This is a genomic window from Streptomyces sp. NPDC041191 (assembly GCF_055591945.1).
This window is the reverse complement of sequence record NZ_JBVIZC010000003.1, coordinates 355,349-371,405: the sequence shown is the minus strand read 5'-3', so window position 1 is coordinate 371,405 and position 16,057 is coordinate 355,349. Positions and strand designations below refer to the sequence as shown.

General features: G+C 75.7%; 15 protein-coding genes. 9 read left to right on the top strand and 6 right to left on the bottom strand.

The window, feature by feature from the left end; genetic code table 11:
* Positions 1–88: 88 nt before the first annotated feature.
* Entirely contained in the window at positions 89–793 is a 705-nt protein-coding gene (locus tag ACZ6AQ_RS07735; RefSeq protein WP_468758273.1) for a TetR/AcrR family transcriptional regulator, read from the top strand.
* A gap of 98 nt (positions 794–891) precedes the next feature.
* On the opposite strand, the gene ACZ6AQ_RS07730 is transcribed toward ACZ6AQ_RS07735, so the two are convergent.
* Genes ACZ6AQ_RS07730 through ACZ6AQ_RS07720 form a run of 3 tightly spaced genes read right to left on the bottom strand, consistent with a single transcriptional unit; the run spans position 892 to position 3,067 of the window.
* Complete coding sequence (locus ACZ6AQ_RS07730; RefSeq protein ID WP_468758271.1) at positions 892–1,542, bottom strand: ABC transporter; 651 nt, start codon at positions 1,540–1,542, stop codon at positions 892–894.
* Entirely contained in the window at positions 1,539–2,393 is an 855-nt protein-coding gene (locus ACZ6AQ_RS07725) for an ABC transporter ATP-binding protein (RefSeq protein ID WP_468758269.1), read from the bottom strand. The genes ACZ6AQ_RS07730 and ACZ6AQ_RS07725 overlap by 4 nt, the downstream gene beginning before the upstream one ends.
* A complete protein-coding gene (locus ACZ6AQ_RS07720; RefSeq protein WP_388696693.1) occupies positions 2,390–3,067 on the bottom strand; it encodes an AIM24 family protein in 678 nt (225 codons plus the stop codon). The genes ACZ6AQ_RS07725 and ACZ6AQ_RS07720 overlap by 4 nt, the downstream gene beginning before the upstream one ends.
* 232 nt (positions 3,068–3,299) lie before the next feature.
* Here ACZ6AQ_RS07720 and ACZ6AQ_RS07715 point away from each other — a divergent pair, with 232 nt between their 5' ends.
* The 3 genes from ACZ6AQ_RS07715 to ACZ6AQ_RS07705 all read left to right on the top strand — a co-directional run bounded on the left by ACZ6AQ_RS07715 (position 3,300) and on the right by ACZ6AQ_RS07705 (position 6,578).
* The gene (locus ACZ6AQ_RS07715; RefSeq protein ID WP_468758570.1) at positions 3,300–3,953 is read left to right on the top strand and encodes an aminoacyl-tRNA hydrolase; all 654 of its coding nucleotides are present in this window, start codon (positions 3,300–3,302) and stop codon (positions 3,951–3,953) included.
* Positions 3,954–4,035: 82 nt separating this feature from the next.
* Positions 4,036–5,532, top strand: coding sequence for an MbnB/TglH/ChrH family RiPP precursor modification enzyme (locus ACZ6AQ_RS07710; RefSeq protein ID WP_468758267.1), 1,497 nt, complete (start codon positions 4,036–4,038; stop codon positions 5,530–5,532).
* Between the two features lie 2 nt (positions 5,533–5,534).
* Complete coding sequence (locus tag ACZ6AQ_RS07705) at positions 5,535–6,578, top strand: TIGR04222 domain-containing membrane protein (RefSeq protein ID WP_468758266.1); 1,044 nt, start codon at positions 5,535–5,537, stop codon at positions 6,576–6,578.
* 209 nt (positions 6,579–6,787) lie between these two features.
* On the opposite strand, the gene hemQ is transcribed toward ACZ6AQ_RS07705, so the two are convergent.
* Positions 6,788–7,501, bottom strand: a complete 714-nt coding sequence (gene hemQ / locus ACZ6AQ_RS07700; RefSeq protein WP_388696685.1) for a hydrogen peroxide-dependent heme synthase — start codon at positions 7,499–7,501, stop codon at positions 6,788–6,790.
* A gap of 17 nt (positions 7,502–7,518) precedes the next feature.
* Complete coding sequence (gene hemG, locus ACZ6AQ_RS07695; RefSeq protein ID WP_468758265.1) at positions 7,519–9,006, bottom strand: protoporphyrinogen oxidase; 1,488 nt, start codon at positions 9,004–9,006, stop codon at positions 7,519–7,521.
* Between the two features lie 137 nt (positions 9,007–9,143).
* Here hemG and ACZ6AQ_RS07690 point away from each other — a divergent pair, with 137 nt between their 5' ends.
* Together ACZ6AQ_RS07690 and ACZ6AQ_RS07685 are read left to right on the top strand one after the other, a co-directional pair.
* Entirely contained in the window at positions 9,144–10,160 is a 1,017-nt protein-coding gene (locus ACZ6AQ_RS07690; RefSeq protein ID WP_468758263.1) for a DUF4349 domain-containing protein, read from the top strand.
* A gap of 9 nt (positions 10,161–10,169) precedes the next feature.
* A complete protein-coding gene (locus ACZ6AQ_RS07685; protein WP_468758262.1) occupies positions 10,170–11,543 on the top strand; it encodes an FAD-dependent oxidoreductase in 1,374 nt (457 codons plus the stop codon).
* 89 nt (positions 11,544–11,632) lie between these two features.
* Here ACZ6AQ_RS07685 and hemE read toward each other — a convergent pair whose 3' ends face one another.
* Positions 11,633–12,709 carry a uroporphyrinogen decarboxylase gene (hemE, locus tag ACZ6AQ_RS07680; RefSeq protein WP_468758260.1) on the bottom strand — a complete coding sequence of 359 codons (1,077 nt, stop codon included), beginning with the start codon at positions 12,707–12,709 and terminating at the stop codon, positions 11,633–11,635.
* 91 nt (positions 12,710–12,800) lie between these two features.
* Here hemE and ACZ6AQ_RS07675 point away from each other — a divergent pair, with 91 nt between their 5' ends.
* The 3 genes from ACZ6AQ_RS07675 (at position 12,801) to ACZ6AQ_RS07665 (ending at position 15,805) form a co-directional block, all read left to right on the top strand.
* Positions 12,801–13,493 (top strand): DUF3000 domain-containing protein, encoded by a 693-nt coding sequence (locus ACZ6AQ_RS07675; protein WP_468758259.1) that lies wholly within the window; start codon positions 12,801–12,803, stop codon positions 13,491–13,493.
* A 281-nt stretch (positions 13,494–13,774) separates the two neighbouring features.
* On the top strand, positions 13,775–14,440 hold the full coding sequence (locus ACZ6AQ_RS07670; RefSeq protein ID WP_015037008.1) for a response regulator transcription factor: 666 nt from the start codon (positions 13,775–13,777) through the stop codon (positions 14,438–14,440).
* A gap of 81 nt (positions 14,441–14,521) precedes the next feature.
* Positions 14,522–15,805: an HRDC domain-containing protein gene (locus tag ACZ6AQ_RS07665; RefSeq protein ID WP_468758258.1), complete on the top strand. Its 1,284-nt coding sequence runs from the start codon at positions 14,522–14,524 to the stop codon at positions 15,803–15,805.
* Positions 15,806–16,057 lie beyond the last annotated feature (252 nt).

Genomic DNA, 16,057 nt, shown 5'->3' with positions numbered 1-16,057 from the left:
TCCGCGGGCGAACGGCCCGGCGCGCGGGCCCCCTCGCCGCCCCGCGCGCGCCGGGGAAGCCCGGGTGACGGCCGATAGGATGGCGTTCATGACGGAATCCGCAGGTCAGGGCGAGCCCCGGGAGAAAGCCCGCCGTGGCCGCCCGCCGTCCACCACCCTGAACCGGAAGCTCATCCTGGACGGCGCGCTCGCCCTGGTGGAGCGCGAGGGGGCCGACGCCCTGACGCTGCGCCGGCTCGGGAACGAACTGGGGGCGAACCACACCTCCGTGCTCCGGCACTTCACCGGCAAGGACGAGATCCTGCTCGGGCTCGCCGAGCGGCTGATCGAGGAGGCCCTGGACGGCTTCGCGCCCGCCGGAGACTGGCGGCGGACGCTGGAGTCGCTGGCGCGGCGCGTGCGCGCGGCCTGCCTCGCCCATCCCCAGGTCGCCCTGTCCGCCGCCACCCGGGTCTCCCGGCGCTCGGCGGAGTTCCGGGGCGCGGACGTGGTCATCGGCGCGCTCCGCGAGGCGGGCTTCGGCGAGCGGGACGCGGCCCGCTACTACCGCTCGCTCGTCGACACGGCCCTGGCGCTCTCCTCCCACGAGGCCGCCGTCGCCGCGCTCGACAGCCGGTCCCGTGAGGGGGACCGCATGGCCTGGCGGCGGGAGTACCTGGCCGTCTCTCCGGCCCTCTACCCCCACCTGGCCGCGGTCGCCCCGTATCTGGCCGAGGCCGACGAGGACGACCGGTTCGAGACGACCCTCGGCCTGATCCTCGACGCGGTCGCCGCCCGCGCGGACACGGCCTGACCCCCGACGCGGTCACCCCTCGCCCGGACGCCGCCCGGTCCTCGGCGCGACCGCCGTCCGCGCGGACACGACGGGTCCGTCCCCGTTCCCCGGCGCCCTCACTCCAGGCGCGCCGTGGCCCGGCAGGAGAGGGCCGCCGTCGCCGCCGCCAGGACCAGGGCGCCCGCGCAGGCGGGCCAGGGCGGATCGGCGCTCGCCGTGCGGGCGCCCGTGACCAGGGCCGTCATGGCGTGCTTCGCCGGGGACCCGGTGACCACGAAGGCGAGGAGCGAGCCGAGGAGCAGGGCCGAGAGGGACCAGCCGGCGGCCGGCAGGAAGGGGCGGGAGGCCAGCGTGCCCACGGCGGCGCCCGTGAGGGCGCAGGTCAGCGCCGCGAGGAGCCCGGTGGTGACGACGGCGGGAAGGGCGAGGCGGCCCCTGTCGCCCGCGCCCGCCACGCCCAGGACGGCGAGCACCCCGTAAAGGACCGGCCAGGCGGTCCCGGTGAGGACCGCCGCCAGGTGCGCGCGGTTCCGGCCGGCGGCCGCCGCGACCACGCTCCGCGCGGCGGGCGGCTCCTGGGTGAGGCAGGTCCGCACCGTCCAGGCGGTCACGGGGAGCAGGGCGGCGGCGGTGAAGCCGAGCGCGTCGAGCACGGGCTCGCCCGCCCGGACGCCGGCGCCGACGAAGGCCGCGTACAGGAGGAACGGCCCGAGCCACCGCTGGGAGCGGAACAGCAGACCCGTCTGGTACCGCAGCAGCGCCGTCATGCCCGGACCCCTCCCCCGGACGTCTCCGCGCCCGCCCCGGCGTCCAGCCTGTGGATGTGCCAGGAGGCGGCGAGGAGCGCGCCGAGCAGCGCGTCGGAGTGGGCCGCCCCCACGGTGAGGACGGTGGTGCCGTCCGGTCCGGCCGCGACGGCCGGGCCGCCCGGGAGGCCGCCGGGGAGCGTCCGCCCGCCGGAGGCGGTGACGCGCACCAGGTCCTCCGGGTCCTCCCGTACGGGCTCCCGGCCCGGCTCCACCCGGCCCGCCGCCACCCCGTACACCACGTCCGCCTCGCCCCGCAGGCGGCGCGGGTCGTGGTCGACGAAGACGACCGTCGCGCCCGCCGCGCGGCGTTCGCGGACGGCGGCGTCGAGCGCACCGCGCGCCCCGGTGTCAAGGCCGGTCCACGCCTCGTCGAGGACGAGGAGGGCGGGGCCGGCGAGGAACGCCTGGGCGACGGCGACCTTCTGGGCGGTCCCCTTCGACAGCGCCGCGAGTCCGGTACGGGCGTGCTCGCCCGCCCCGAACCGCTCCAGCCACTCCCCCGCCCGGGTCCGCGCCTCCGCCGGGCCGAGGCCCTGGACGCGGCCGAGGCGGACGAGGTAGTCGAGGGCCGTGAACGGCAGCGCGGCCGGGAACCGTTCGGGGACGTACGAGGTACGGGCCGGACGGCCGGTGACGCGTCCCTCGGTGGGCGCGTCGACGCCGGCGAGCAGGCGCAGGAGCGTGGACTTCCCGGTGCCGTTGGCGCCGGTGACCCGGACGAGGGCGGCGGCGGGCAGGGCGAGGTCGACCCCGCGCAGCACCCACGGCCCCCGCGGGCCGTGCCGGCGCCCGGCCCCCTCCAGCCTCAACCGGCCGTGGGCTTCTGCGGGGTGGCCTCGCTGGGCCGGACGACGACGAAGCCCTGGCCTTCCAGCTTGAGCTGCACGGCCTCGCCCGAACCGCCGCGGATCATCGAGCCGATGGACTGCGAACGGTGCAGCGAGGTGTGCAGCTGCTCGCTCCAGCCGACGACGGCGTCCGTGTCCACGTACACCGGGGCCTGCGGCGAGACGGGGATGACGATCGGGCTGCCCTCGCAGATCAGGGCGATCTTGCCGTAACCGGAGAAGACCGAGTTGAAGAGGCCGCCGCCGGTCATGCCGGCGCCCTTCACGGTCTTGATCTCGTACTGGAGGGTGGCGTCGAAGCAGAGGACGTTGCGGCCGTTGACCGTGAACGCCTCCCCCTGCTCGATCTCGACGACGAAGCAGTTCTGCGCCTCGTGGGCGAACCACGCCTCGCCCTGGCCGCGCACGGCCATCAGCGGCAGCCCCTCACCGGTGACGGCCCGCTTGAGCAGGCCGCCTATGCCCTGGCCCTTGCGCTCGAACTGGAGGTTGCCCCGGAAGGCGATCATGGAGCCCTGGCGGGCGAGCATCTCGCCGTTCACGGCGTACTTGACCGACTTGGCGTTCTGCAGGGTCATCCCGGGAAAGGTGGCCGCCTCGGCGAGGTGCTCGCCGGAGAAAAGATCGCTCTTCATGAGGGGCATCCTGGCCCCGGAGTGCCGCTCCCCACAAGGAAGGCCGTCACACCGGTGGCAGACTTGCCGGGTGAGCAGCGACGAAACCGATCTCCGCACCGATTCCGGTACCGGTTCCGGTACCGACACCGACGTCCGGACCGATGCCGGTGCCGACACCGACACCGATGTCCGGACCGATGCCGGTGACGGTGCCGGCCTCCGCGACGAGAAGCCCCAGTTCGTCCTCCCCCTGGTCGTCCGGATCGAGCGCGACGCGCCCCCGGCCCGCACCGACGCCCTGGAGACGGCGGCACGGGCCGTCCTGGAGATCCTGACCGACGACCGCTCCCTCGGCGGGGGCGCGTGGGCGCGGGCCATGACCGACTGGCAGGACGCCCGGATCCGCAAGGTGGTGCGCCGGGCGCGCGGGGCGGAGTGGCGCCGGGCGTGCGCGCTCCCCGGGATCACGGTCACCGGCGCGGAGGCGGAGGTACGGGTCTTCCCGCCGGTCCCGCTCGACGGCTGGCCCAAGGACCTGGCCCGCCTCCAGGTCTCGGGCACCGACCTCGACGACCCGGCCGCCCCCGGCCCCGTACCGGAGGGGGCGGCGGTGCTGTGGTTCAACCCGGACCTCGGCATGTCGGCCGGCAAGTCGATGGCGCAGGCCGGGCACGGTGCCCAGCTCCTCTGGTGGGCCATGGCGGACGCCGAGCGCGAGGCGTGGCGGAGGGCGGGCTTCCCGCTCGCCGTGCGGACCGCCCCGCCGGAGAAGTGGGCCGCCCTCACGGCGAGCGGCCTCCCGGTGGTCCGCGACGCGGGCTTCACGGAGATCGCGCCGGGGTCGGCGACCGTGGTGTCGGCGTTCCCCGGCCCGGAGGTCCGGGAACCTCAAGGGAACCTCTGAACGTGTCCCCCCGGGGGTTCGGACGTTCCCGCGTGGGCCATCACCGGAGAACTGAGGACCGAAGGAAGGGGACACGGGGGCCATGGGGGACATGACGGAACTCGGCATCGGCATCGGCTGGCGTCCCGAGATCGCGGAGGCGGTGGAGGGACTGCCCGGTCTCGACTGGGTGGAGGTCGTCGCGGAGAACATCTGCGCCGGCCACCTGCCCGACTCCCTGGTCCGGCTGCGGCGGCGGGGCGTCACGGTCGTGCCGCACGGCGTCTCGCTCGGGCTCGGGGGTGCGGACCGGCCCGACCCGGCACGGCTCGCGGCGCTCGGGGAGAAGGCGCTGGCCCTGGGGGCGCCGCTGGTCACGGAGCACATCGCGTTCGTACGGGCCGGGGGGCCGCTCACCGCGACCCCGGCGCTCGAAGCGGGCCACCTGCTGCCCGTGCCCCGCACGTGGGACGCGCTCGACGTGCTCTGCGAGAACGTGCGCGCCGCGCAGGACGCGCTGCCCGTGCCCCTCGCCCTGGAGAACATCGCCGCCCTGCTGTCCTGGCCCGGGGAGGAACTGACGGAGGGGCAGTTCCTCGCGGAGCTGGTGGAGCGCACGGGGGTACGGCTCCTCGTCGACGTCGCCAACCTGCACACCAACCGCGTCAACCGGGGCGAGGACCCGGCGCGGGCCCTGTCCGGACTGCCCGTCGAGGCCATCGCGTACGTCCACGTGGCGGGCGGCGTCGAACGGGACGGCGTGTGGCACGACACCCACGCCCATCCCGTGCCGCGCCCGGTCCTCGACGTGCTCGCCGACCTCGTGTCCCGGGTCTCGCCGCCGGGAGTGCTCCTGGAGCGGGACGACGACTTCCCGCCGGCCGGGGAACTGGCCGGAGAGCTGGCGGTGGTCCGCCGGACGGTGGCCGAGGCGGCCGCCCGCCGGGAGGCGGGCGCCGGAAGGCCCCCGGCGACCGCGCGGCCCCTGCTCGTCGGAGCCGGCGCGCGCCTCTCCGGCGGGCCGATGCCGGGAGCCGCCCCGGCGGCCCCTCCGGTGTCCGTGCCGGCGCCCGTGCCCGTTCCCCTGCCCCGGACCGCGTCCGCCTCCGTACCCGCGTCCGCCTCCGCCTCCGCTTCCGCTTCCGCTTCCGCGCGGGAGGCCGTCCCCGCGCGGGAGGCCGTCCCCGGCGCGAACGCCCGTCAGCGGGTCGGTCTCGCCCAGGCGTCCCTGCTCTCGGCGCTGGTCGCCGGGACGCCCGCGCCCGAGGGGTTCGACAGCCGGCGGCTCGGAGTGCAGAGCCGGGCACTCGCGGCCAAGCGGGCCGGGGTGGTCGCGAAGGTCGCGCCGGAGCTGCCGGAGATCCTGGGCGACGGGTTCCGGCCCGCGTTCCTGGCGTACGCCAGGTCCCGCCCGATGACCGGGAACTACCGCAGGGACGCGCTCGGCTTCGCCGAGCACCTGCTGGCCGCCGGCCGGCCGGAGGACCCCGTGGCGCGGCAGCGGCTCACCGCATGGTGGCAGGACCGTTCCGGCAGCCGCCGGCCCGGTCCCGTCGCACGGCTCGTCCGGACCGTCCGCCACGTCCTCGCGGGGAGATGAGCATGGGCTTCCTGATCGCCCTCCACTACCTCGGGGGCGTCGCCGGCATCGTCCTGGTCGTCACCCGGGTCGTCCGGACCCGCCGGGGCCCCGGCGGTCCCGTCCACGACCGGTACGAGGCCGCGTTCCTCAACGGCGGTCCCGCCAGGGTCGTCGACAGCGCCCTCGCCGCCCTCCGGGCGGACGGCCGGCTCGCGGTCGGCGGGCCCGGCGTCGTGTCCGTCGTCCGTCCCGTCGCGCACGACCCGGTGGAGCGCGCGGTGCTCCAGGAGTACGCCGCCGCTCCGCACGGGGCCCTCCACCACCTGCGGCTCGCCGCGATGCGGCACCCGGCGGTGCAGGAGATCGGCGACGGCCTCGCGGCGCGCGGGCTGCTCGTGGACCCGGGGACGCGGCGCACCACGGGGCGGTGGTGCCTCGCGCTCGGCCTCACGACCCTCCTGCTCGTCCCGGTCTCGGCGTTCCTCACGGTCGTCGACCTCGCCGCCGGTCCGGGACCCGCCGTGCCGTTCGTCGTCACGGTGCTGCCGGTGCTGTTCGCCGCCGGGATCGCCGCCGCCGTCTGCGGGGCGGTCTCCGCCGGGCGGGTCACCCCGGCCGGCCGGGAGGCGTGCTCCTCGTACGGGCGCGCGCACGGGCACTCGGCGGACGCCGGTCTCCTCGTGGCCCTGCACGGACCGCGGGCCCTGCCGGACGCGGTGCTCAGGGAGCAGCTCCTCGCCGCCGCCCGTCTCGGCGGGCCCCGGCGGGGAGGGCGTCCGGGGCCGGGGCAGCGGCACCCTGCGTCTTCTGCGTCCTCGGCCTCCTCGGAGCCGGACGCGCTCGCCGTGGCCGCCGTGTGGTGCGCGGGCGCCGACTCCTGCGGAGGGGGCGGTTCCGGCGGTTGCGGAGGGGGTTCCGGCGGCTGCGGCGGCGGTTCCGGCTCGTGTTCGAGCTCCGGCTCGTGTTCGAGCTCCGGAACCAGCTCGTGCTCCAGCTCCAGCTCGTGTTCGAGTTCCAGTTCGTGCTCCAGCTCCAGCTCCAGCTCGTGTTCGAGCTCCAGCTGATCGCCGGTGCGTCCCGCGCCGCTCCCACGGCCGGGAAGGAGCCCCGAAATGACGCCGGTGCGGCGCGCTCGAAGCGCGCCGCACCCGGTGCCGGACCCGGTGTCGCTGGAGCGGCGGGCGGATGGGTTCCGCCGGCCGTCTGATCTTCCGGGTCGAGGGGTGGCGCACCCGGCCGGGAGCCGGGCCGCCACCAGGTTTTCGTACGGCCGTCAGGCCAGGCCCGCCACCAGGTCGGCGACGCTCTTGCGCCGGCCGGTGAAGAACGGGACCTCCTCGCGGACGTGCATCCGCGCCTCGGAGGCGCGCAGGTGGCGCATGAGGTCCACGATGCGGTGCAGCTCGTCGGCCTCGAAGGCGAGGAGCCACTCGTAGTCGCCGAGCGAGAAGGAGGCGACCGTGTTGGCGCGGACGTCGGGGTAGCCGCGGGCCATCCTGCCGTGGTCGGCGAGCATGCGGCGGCGGTCCTCGTCCGGCAGCAGGTACCAGTCGTAGGAGCGCACGAAGGGGTAGACCGAGACGTAGTCGCGCGGGTTCTCGTCGGCCAGGAAGGCCGGGATGTGCGACTTGTTGAACTCGGCGGGGCGGTGCAGCGCCATGTTCGACCAGACCGGCTCCAGGGCGCGGCCCAGGCGGGTGCGGCGGAAGAGGTTGTACGCCTCCTGGAGCTCGTCGCTCGTCTCGGCGTGCCACCAGATCATGACGTCGGCGTCGGCGCGCAGACCGGACAGGTCGTACGTGCCACGGATCGTGACGTCCTCGGCCGCGAGCCGGTCGAACAGCTCCTGGACCTCGTCGGCGTAGCCGCTCCGGTCCTCGGGCAGGACGTCGCGCAGCTTGAAGACGGACCACAGGGTGTAGCGGATGACCTCGTTGAGGTCCTTCGCCTTCTTACCGGCGTTCGGGATCTTTTCGGGCGCACTCATGGGTCCATTCTCGCCCTTCACGAGGAGTGCCCCGTACCCGGGTCGGCCGTTTCCCGCGTGGCGGTGCTCTCGTCCCCGGCTCCGGCCCCCAACCCGTCGGTGATCTCGTCGGCCGCGCGCAGGGCCGAGGCGACGCAGGCGGGGACGCCGACGCCGTCGTACGCGGCCCCCGCGACCCGCAGGCCGGGGAGGGCGGCGACGGCCGCGCGGACGCGGGCGACGCGGTCGAGGTGGCCGACCGGGTACTGGGGCAGGCCGCCGAGCCAGCGGGTGACCGTGGCGGCGACGGGGCGGGCGCCGAGGCCGGTGGCGGCGGCCAGGTCCCCGAGGGAGGCGTCCACCAGGTCGGCGTCCTCGCGGTGGACCTGCTCCGCCTCGCCGTGGCGGCCGACCGAGGTGCGCAGCACGAACAGGTCGGGGGCCGCGTCGGCGACCCAGCCCCACTTCCGGGAGGAGAACGTGGACGCCTTGATCGTGTGGCCGTCGACGGGCGGTACGAGGAAGCCGGAGCCCTCCGGGCCGGGCACGTCGGAACGGCGGAACGCGAGGGTGACCAGGGCCATGGAGGCGTACTCGATCGCGTTCAGCTCGTTCGCGGCGGCGGGGGCGTGTGCGGCCAGGAGCGCGGCGGCGGGCCCGGCGGGGGTGGCCAGGACGACGGCGTCGGCGGCGAGGACCCGGTCGCCGCCGACCACCTGCCAGCCGGTGGTCCCGGTCCGGCGCAGTTCCGTGACGGGGGCGTTCAGGAGGATCTCGCCGCCCGCGGCGCGGACCGCGTCGGCGACCGCGCCGGGCAGGGTGCCGACGCCGCCCTCGATGCCGGCGAAGACGGAACCGCCCAGACCGGTGGCGGCGCCCGCCGCGTCGGCCGGGACGGCGGCGCCGGCCCGCTGGACGGCGCGGACGGCGGCGGTGAGCGTGGGACGGGAGCGGGCGGCCTCGAAGAGCGCGGGGACGGCGGCCCTCATGGAGATGCGGTAGGCGTTCCCGGCGTACACCCCGCCGAGGAGGGGTTCGACGAGCCGGTCCACGACCTCGTGGCCCATGCGGGCGGCGACGTACTCCCCGAGGGCGACGTCCTCGCCGATCTCCGTGGGCGGCAGGCCGAGGTCGCCGGCGATCCGGCGCACGCCCTCCTCGGAGAGGAGGCCCCGGACCGCGTCGGCGTCGCCGGGGACGCCCATGACGTGCCCCTTCGGCATGGGGACCAGCCCGCCCCGGGACCAGACGGACGCGGTGGTGGTGGCGGGCGGCCGGAGCCGGTCGCCGAGGCCGACCGCGCGGGCCAGGGCGACGGCCTCGGGGCGGCGGGCGAGCAGCGACTCGGCGCCGAGGTCCACGGGGGCGCCCGCGATCTCCCCGGCGAGGAGCTTGCCGCCGAGCCGGCCGTCCGCTTCGAGGAGGGTCACCCGGTGGCCGGCGAGGGCCAGCCGGTGGGCGGCCGCGAGGCCGGTGATCCCGCCTCCGGCGACGACGACGTGGGGGGCCGTGGTGTCCGCGTTCATGGGACCACTCTCTCAAATCGCCCCCGCGCTCCCGTTCCGAGGCCGGACCGTGACCGCATCGCTACCGCCGTACGGCAACCCCCGCCACCGGCCCGTACGTCCAAAGGGCATCACTCATCACCATCCTGGGGGTCTCCATGCGGAGAGCGAGTACGACGGCCACCGTCCTGCTGACGGCGTCACTGGTCCTGACGGGCTGCGGAGCGGGCGGGACGGACGCGGGCGGCAGGGCGGCGGACGCGCGGGCGGCGCGGCCCGCCGAACGGGCCCCGGGCGGCGCGGCCGAGGGCGCGGCGGACGCCTCCCCCGGCGCCGCTCCCGGGAAGGCCGCGCCGAAGGCGCCGGCCGGGCAGCACGTCATCCGTACCGCCACGCTCTCCGTGGAGGTCGCGGACGCGGCGAAGGCGCTGGCCGCGGCCCGCCGGGTGACGGCGGAAGCGGGCGGCCGGGTGGAGAACGAGTCCACGGAGCGGGTCGACGACGCGTACCTCGCCTCGCACATCGTGCTGCGGGTGCCGCAGGAACGGTACGACTCCGTCCTCACCGAGCTGGCGGGCGCGGGGAGGCTGCTGAGCCGCAAGGCGGACGCCAAGGACGTCACCGACCAGGTGGTGGACGTGCAGAGCCGGATCGCCAGCCAGCGGGCGAGCGTGGCGCGGGTGCGGGCGCTGATGGACCGGGCCGAGCGGTTGTCCGACGTGGTGACCCTGGAGGCCGAGCTGGGCCGGCGGCAGGCCGACCTGGAGTCGCTGCTCGCCCAGCAGTCCTCGCTGGCGGACCGGACCTCGCTGGCCACCATCACCCTCCAGCTCTCCGAGAAGAAGAAGGCGAAGAAGGCGGAGGAGAAGCCGCCGCCCCCGGAGGAGGGCCGTCCCGGCGTCCTGGACGCCCTGAACGGCGGCTGGAGCGCCCTGGTCGGCGTGGCGTCCTGGATCGTGGTCGTGCTCGCCGCCCTGGCCCCGTGGCTGGCGGTCGCCCTGGCCGTCTTCGTCCTCTGGCGCCGCCTGGTCCGCCCCCGCATTGCGGCCCGCCGTCCCCTCCGGGTCCCCGCGCCGCGCCCCGGACGGCCCCGGGCCGGGCGGAACGCCGCCGGCGTGTCCACGGCACCGGAGCCGCCGGAGTCCCCGGAGCCGCCGGAGGCGCCCGCGAAGTAGCGTCTCCCCATGAGCGAACGACTGGTGGTCATCGGTGGGGACGCGGCGGGCATGGCCGCCGCGTCACAGGCGCGCAGGCTCAGGTCCCCCGGGGAGCTGGAGATCGTCGCCTTCGAGCGCGGGCAGTTCTCCTCGTACTCGGCCTGCGGCATCCCGTACTGGGTCGGCGGGGACGTCGGGTCGCGCGACGACCTGATCGCCCGCTCCCCCGAGGAGCACCGGGCCCGTGACATCGACCTGCGGACGCGGACCGAGGTGACGGAGATCGACGTCGAGGGGCAGCGGGTCCGCTCCCGGGACCTGGAGACGGGGACGGAGGAGTGGACCGGCTTCGACAAGCTGGTGATCGCGACGGGCGCCACGCCGCTGCGTCCGCCGGTGCCGGGGATCGACGCGCCCGGGGTGCACGGGGTGCAGAACCTGGGCGACGGGCAGGCGCTGCTCGACACGCTCTCCGGCACGGAGGGCCGGCGGGCGGTCGTGGTCGGCGCCGGGTACATCGGGGTGGAGATGGCCGAGGCCCTGCTGAAGCGGGGCCACGAGGTGACCGTCCTCAACCGGAGCGAGCAGCCGATGGCGACCCTGGACCCGGACATGGGCCGTCTCGTGCACGAGGCGATGGACGGGCTCGGGATCAGGACGGTCAACTCGGCGGCGGTCACGAAGGTGCTGACCGGGGCGGACGGCCGGGTCCGCGCGGTGGCGACGGACGACGAGGAGTACCCGGCGGACGTGGTGGTCCTGGGCACGGGCGTGGCGCCGGAGACCTCGCTCGCCCGCGCGGCGGGGCTGCCGCTGGGGGCGTACGGCGGGCTGCTCACCGACCTGGCGATGCGGGTCCGGGGCCACGAGAACATCTGGGCGGGCGGTGACTGCGTGGAGGTCCTGGACCTGGTGTCGGGCCGGGAGCGGCACGTCGCCCTGGGGACGCACGCCAACAAGCAGGGCCAGGTCATCGGCTCGAACGCCGGCGGCGGCTACGCGACCTTCCCGGGCGTGGTGGGCACGGCGGTGTCGAAGGTGTGCGACCTGGAGATCGCGCGGACGGGCCTGCGGGAGAAGGAGGCCCTGGAGGTGGGGCTGCGGTTCGTGACGGTGACGGTCGGGTCGACCAGCCGCGCGGGCTACTACCCCGGGGCCGCCCCGATGACGGTGAAGATGCTGGCCGAGCGGCGGACCGGGCGGCTGCTCGGGACGCAGATCGTGGGCCGGGAGGGCGCGGCGAAGCGGGTGGACGTCGCGGCGGTGGCGCTCACGGCGGGGATGACGGTGGAGCGGATGACGGCCCTGGACCTGGGGTACGCGCCGCCGTTCTCGCCGGTGTGGGACCCGGTGCTGATCGCGGCCCGCAAGGCGACCGTGGCGGTCCGCGAGGCGGGCTGAGGGCCCGGGGCGGGCCGGACGGCGGCGGCCCGCCGGGGAGGATGTCCCGGCGGGCGCCGCCGTCGTGCGCGGGCGCGGTGCCCGCGGGATCAGACGGCCGTGCGGGTGTGGACGTACTCCACGAGGCGGGAGAGCGCGTCCGGGTCGGTGGTGGGCAGCACGCCGTGGCCCAGGTTGAAGACGTGCCCCTCCAGGCCCTTCGCGGCGGCCAGGACCTCGTCCGTCCTGGCCTCGACGGCCTCGCGGGTGGAGAAGAGGACGGCGGGGTCCAGGTTGCCCTGGAGCGCCTTGCCGGGGCCGACGCGGCGGGCGGCCTCGTCCAGCGGGACGCGCCAGTCGACGCCGACGACGTCCGCGCCGGCCTCGCCCATGAGGCCGAGCAGTTCGCCCGTGCCGACGCCGAAGTGGATGCGCGGGACGCCGTACCCGGCGACCGCGTCGAACACCTTCACGGAGGCGGGCATCACGGAGCGGCGGTAGTCGGCCGGGGAGAGGGCGCCGACCCAGGAGTCGAAGAGCTGCACGGCGGAGGCGCCGGCCTCGATCTGGACCTCGAGGAAGGCCGAGGTGATCCCGGCGAGGCGGTCGAGGAGGTCGGCCCAGAGCTGCGGGTCGCCGTACATGAGCGCCTTGGTGTGCTCGTGGTTGCGCGACGGACCGCCCTCGACGAGGTAGCTCGCGAGGGTGAAGGGCGCGCCGGCGAAGCCGATGAGCGGGATGTCGCCCAGCTCCTCGGTGAGCATCCCCATGGCCTCGGTGACGTAGTGGACGTCCTCGGGGGTCAGGTCGCGCAGCCGGTCCAGGTCGGCGCGGGTGCGGATCGGGTCGGCGACGACCGGGCCGACGCCGGGCTTGATGTCGAGGTCGATGCCGATGGCCTTGAGGGGGACGACGATGTCGCTGAAGTAGATGGCGGCGTCCACCTTGTGGCGCCTCACGGGCTGGAGCGTGATCTCGGTGACCAGCTCGGGCCGCATGCACGACTCCAGCATGGGGATGCCCTCGCGGACCTTCAGGTACTCGGGGAGGGAGCGCCCGGCCTGCCGCATGAACCAGACGGGGGTGTGTGGCACCGGCTCGCGCCGGCACGCCTTGAGGAACGCGGAGTCGTACGTCCGCGACTGGTGCTTCGTCTGCTGGCCCTGCGGGCGATCGTTGGCACTCACGCCCAGAATCTTCGCATGTGGCGGGAAGCCGCTCGTCCGGGCAGGGTGTCCCTCCCTGCGCGGAGGGTCCGTTCCGCCTACTCTTCCCCGCATGGCTGCGGCTCAGGGACATTTTTCCGATCATTCCGACGGCGATCGAGGGACGGACGAAACGGCGGACAGCACGGAGACGAACCCGGCGCCATCCTCGTTCCGGCGGGCGGTGGACGCCTTGCGCGGGGCGCGGTTGCGGCCCGAGGTCGAGGTCGAACCGACCAGGCCGCCGCAGCGGCTGGCCCCGTACGCGTACGCGGTGGAGGCGGCCGTCGTGGACGGCGAGGACGACCTGGCGGACGGGCGGCTCGTCCTGCTGCACGACCCGGACGGGCACGACGCCTGGAAGGGAACGTTCCGTCTGGTGACGCTGATCCGGGCGGAGCTGGAGCCGGAGATGGCGTCGGACCCGCTGCTGCCGGAGGTGTGCTGGTCCTGGCTGACCGGGGCCCTGGAGGCGCGGGGGCTGGCGTACGGGGAGGCGGGCGGGACCGTCACGATGGCGGGCTCGCACTACTTCGGCGGGCTCGCGGACCGGCGGCCGGCGACCCAGATCGAGATCCGGGCGTCCTGGACGCCGCGCGAGGGCCCGGCCGGGGTGCCGGACACGGGGGCGCACCTGGCGGCCTGGTGCGACCTGCTCGGCCAGGTCGCGGGGCTCCCGCCGGCGCCGCTCGATCCGGGGGCGGGCACGACCACGGGCGCGGGGGTCGTCTCGCTGCCCCAGCGGCGGGGGCCGCAACAGGTCTGATGGGCGGTCCCCCGGGCGCTCCGGGAGGCCCCCGGCGCCCTCCGGGGCGTTCGGAAAGGTGCGCCGGGGCTCCCTCGTGAGGGTGAAGCCAAGGGGGTTACTCGTAGGATGATCGATCAGGCGTCCGAATTGCCCTAATTGTTACTCACCAAATCGTGATCTTTCCCTAAAGGCGGGCGGCCCCGGTGCCGAAGGAGTCAATGACCCCTTCACAGCACGGGTCCGCCCCCGGCTTCTTCCCCGAGCCGGCTCCGTCCCCCACCTTCCCCCCAGGAGGCCTGGTGTCCGTTCTCCTCGAGCAGCCCGCAAGCCTGGTCGCCTACCGGCCGAACAAGCCGACGGCCATGGTCGTCGTGGCCGACCCTCGCGTCCGTTCCACCGTGACCCGACACCTGTGGGCCCTCGGAGTACGTGACGTGATCGAGGCGTCGTCCATCGCGGAGGCCCGTCCCCGCGTCGGCAACCCGCGCGACATCTGCGTTGCCGACGTCCACCTGCCCGACGGCAGCGGCCTGACGCTGCTGTCCGAAACCCGCGCGGCTGGCTGGCCCAACGGCCTCGCCCTCTCGGCCGCCGACGACATCGGCGCCGTGCGCAACGCCCTGGCCGGAGGGGTGAAGGGCTACGTCGTCACCGGCACCCGGACCAACATCGGTCACCCCACCCGCCCCGGCGCCGCCCCCATCGGCGCCGCGGCGGCCCGTCTGGGCCACCGCCGCCCCCCGGGTGCCCCGAGCCACCCGGGCGGCTACCGCGAGCTCTCCGGCCGTGAGGTCGAGGTGCTGCGGCTCGTCGCGGAGGGCCAGTCGAACAAGGCGATCGGCGTCTCCATGGGCCTGTCCGCCCTGACCGTGAAGAGCCACCTCGCCCGCATCGCCCGCAAGCTGGGCACCGGCGACCGCGCCGGAATGGTCGCGGTGGCCCTGCGGACGGGGATCATCCACTGACGGGCGGTGGACAACCGGCGGGCGCCTGTCGAGGGAACGTTCCGTCGACAGGCGCCCGCCGTTCACCGATACCCTTGACGGGTGACCGACGCCCGAGAGACCGCAGCAGACACAGCACTGCGCACCACCGGGGGCGGCCCCCCGGACGACGACGTCCCTGCGCACGGGCTTCCGACCCCGTTGCTGGCGCCCCGTGAAGGGGTGCCGCCCGTCGTCGAGACCGAGGAGGCCCTCGCCGGGGTGATCGCCGCCTTCGCGGCCGGCACCGGCCCCGTGGCCGTGGACGCCGAGCGCGCCTCCGGCTACCGCTACGGGCAGCGCGCCTACCTCGTCCAGCTCCGGCGCGAGGGAGCGGGCACCGCGCTGATCGACCCGGTGGGCTGCCCCGACCTCTCGGGGCTCGGCGAGGCACTGACCGGCACCGAATGGATTCTGCACGCGGCCACCCAGGACCTTCCCTGTCTGCGTGACATAGGCATGGTCCCCACCTCGCTCTTCGACACCGAGCTGGCCGGCCGGCTCGCGGGCTTCCCGCGCGTCGGCCTCGGCGCGATGGTCGAGTCCGTCCTCGGCTACGCGCTGGAGAAGGGCCACTCCGCCGTGGACTGGTCGACCCGGCCGCTCCCCGAGCCCTGGCTGCGGTACGCGGCGCTCGACGTGGAACTCCTCGTGGACCTGCGGGACGCCCTGGAGGAGGAGCTCGACCACCAGGGGAAGCTGGAGTGGGCGCGCCAGGAGTTCGACGCGATCGCCTCGGCCCCGCCCGCCCCGCCGCGCAAGGACCCGTGGCGGCGGACCTCCGGCATGCACAAGGTGCGCCGCCGGCGCCAGATGGCGGTCGTGCGGGAACTGTGGACGGCCCGCGACCGGGTGGCCCAGCGGCGCGACGTCTCCCCCGGCAAGGTGCTGAGCGACGCGGCGATCGTGGAGGCGGCGCTCGCGGTGCCGGTGAACCTGGCCGCGCTCACGGCCCTGCCCGGTTTCGGCCACCGGATGGGCCGCCGTCAGCTGGAGCAGTGGCAGGCCGCGGTGGACCGGGCCAGGGCGCTGCCGGAGAGCGAGCTGCCCCAGCCGGGCCAGCAGGTCGCGGGGCCGCCCCCGCCGCGCGCCTGGGCCGACAAGGACCCGGTCGCGGCGGCCCGCCTGTCGGCCGCGCGCGCGGCGGTCTCGGCGCTCGCCGAGGAGCTGAACCTGCCGCAGGAGAACCTGATCACCCCGGACACCGTGCGCCGGGTCTGCTGGGAGCCGCCGTCCCGGGCGGACGCGGAGGGCGTCGCCGCCGCGCTGACGGCCCACGGCGCGCGCGCCTGGCAGGTCGAGCTGGTGACGCCGCTGCTGGTGAAGGCGCTGGCGGCGAGCGCGTAACGCCGTCCGGCGGCCCCGCCCGCGGAGCCCCGGCGGCGTTCGCGGTCCCGCCCGCGGAGCCCCCGCCACCCGGAAGGGTGACGGGGGCTCCGTCGTGCCCGGCCGTTTCCCGGCGTGTCCGGCAGAGTTCCCGGTGTGACCTTCGCCGCTTGGCCCCCAGGGGGTGGGCAGCGTGGTTACCCACAAGTAGCATGGGGAACCAAGCGCGCGCTCAGGCGCGTCGCAGCAGGCCGTTCCGCACCCTGGAGGAGA

Excerpts from the sequence above, each read along its gene's own strand:
- ACZ6AQ_RS07735 (WP_468758273.1), top strand. The coding sequence starts at position 89 with ATGACGGAATCCGCAGGTCAGGGCGAGCCCCGGGAGAAAGCCCGCCGT.
- ACZ6AQ_RS07730 (WP_468758271.1), bottom strand. The coding sequence starts at position 1,542 with ATGACGGCGCTGCTGCGGTACCAGACGGGTCTGCTGTTCCGCTCCCAG.
- ACZ6AQ_RS07720 (WP_388696693.1), bottom strand. The coding sequence starts at position 3,067 with ATGAAGAGCGATCTTTTCTCCGGCGAGCACCTCGCCGAGGCGGCCACC.
- ACZ6AQ_RS07710 (WP_468758267.1), top strand. The coding sequence starts at position 4,036 with ATGGGGGACATGACGGAACTCGGCATCGGCATCGGCTGGCGTCCCGAG.
- ACZ6AQ_RS07705 (WP_468758266.1), top strand. The coding sequence starts at position 5,535 with ATGGGCTTCCTGATCGCCCTCCACTACCTCGGGGGCGTCGCCGGCATC.
- hemQ (WP_388696685.1), bottom strand. The coding sequence starts at position 7,501 with ATGAGTGCGCCCGAAAAGATCCCGAACGCCGGTAAGAAGGCGAAGGAC.
- hemG (WP_468758265.1), bottom strand. The coding sequence starts at position 9,006 with ATGAACGCGGACACCACGGCCCCCCACGTCGTCGTCGCCGGAGGCGGG.
- ACZ6AQ_RS07690 (WP_468758263.1), top strand. The coding sequence starts at position 9,144 with ATGCGGAGAGCGAGTACGACGGCCACCGTCCTGCTGACGGCGTCACTG.
- ACZ6AQ_RS07685 (WP_468758262.1), top strand. The coding sequence starts at position 10,170 with ATGAGCGAACGACTGGTGGTCATCGGTGGGGACGCGGCGGGCATGGCC.
- ACZ6AQ_RS07675 (WP_468758259.1), top strand. The coding sequence starts at position 12,801 with ATGGCTGCGGCTCAGGGACATTTTTCCGATCATTCCGACGGCGATCGA.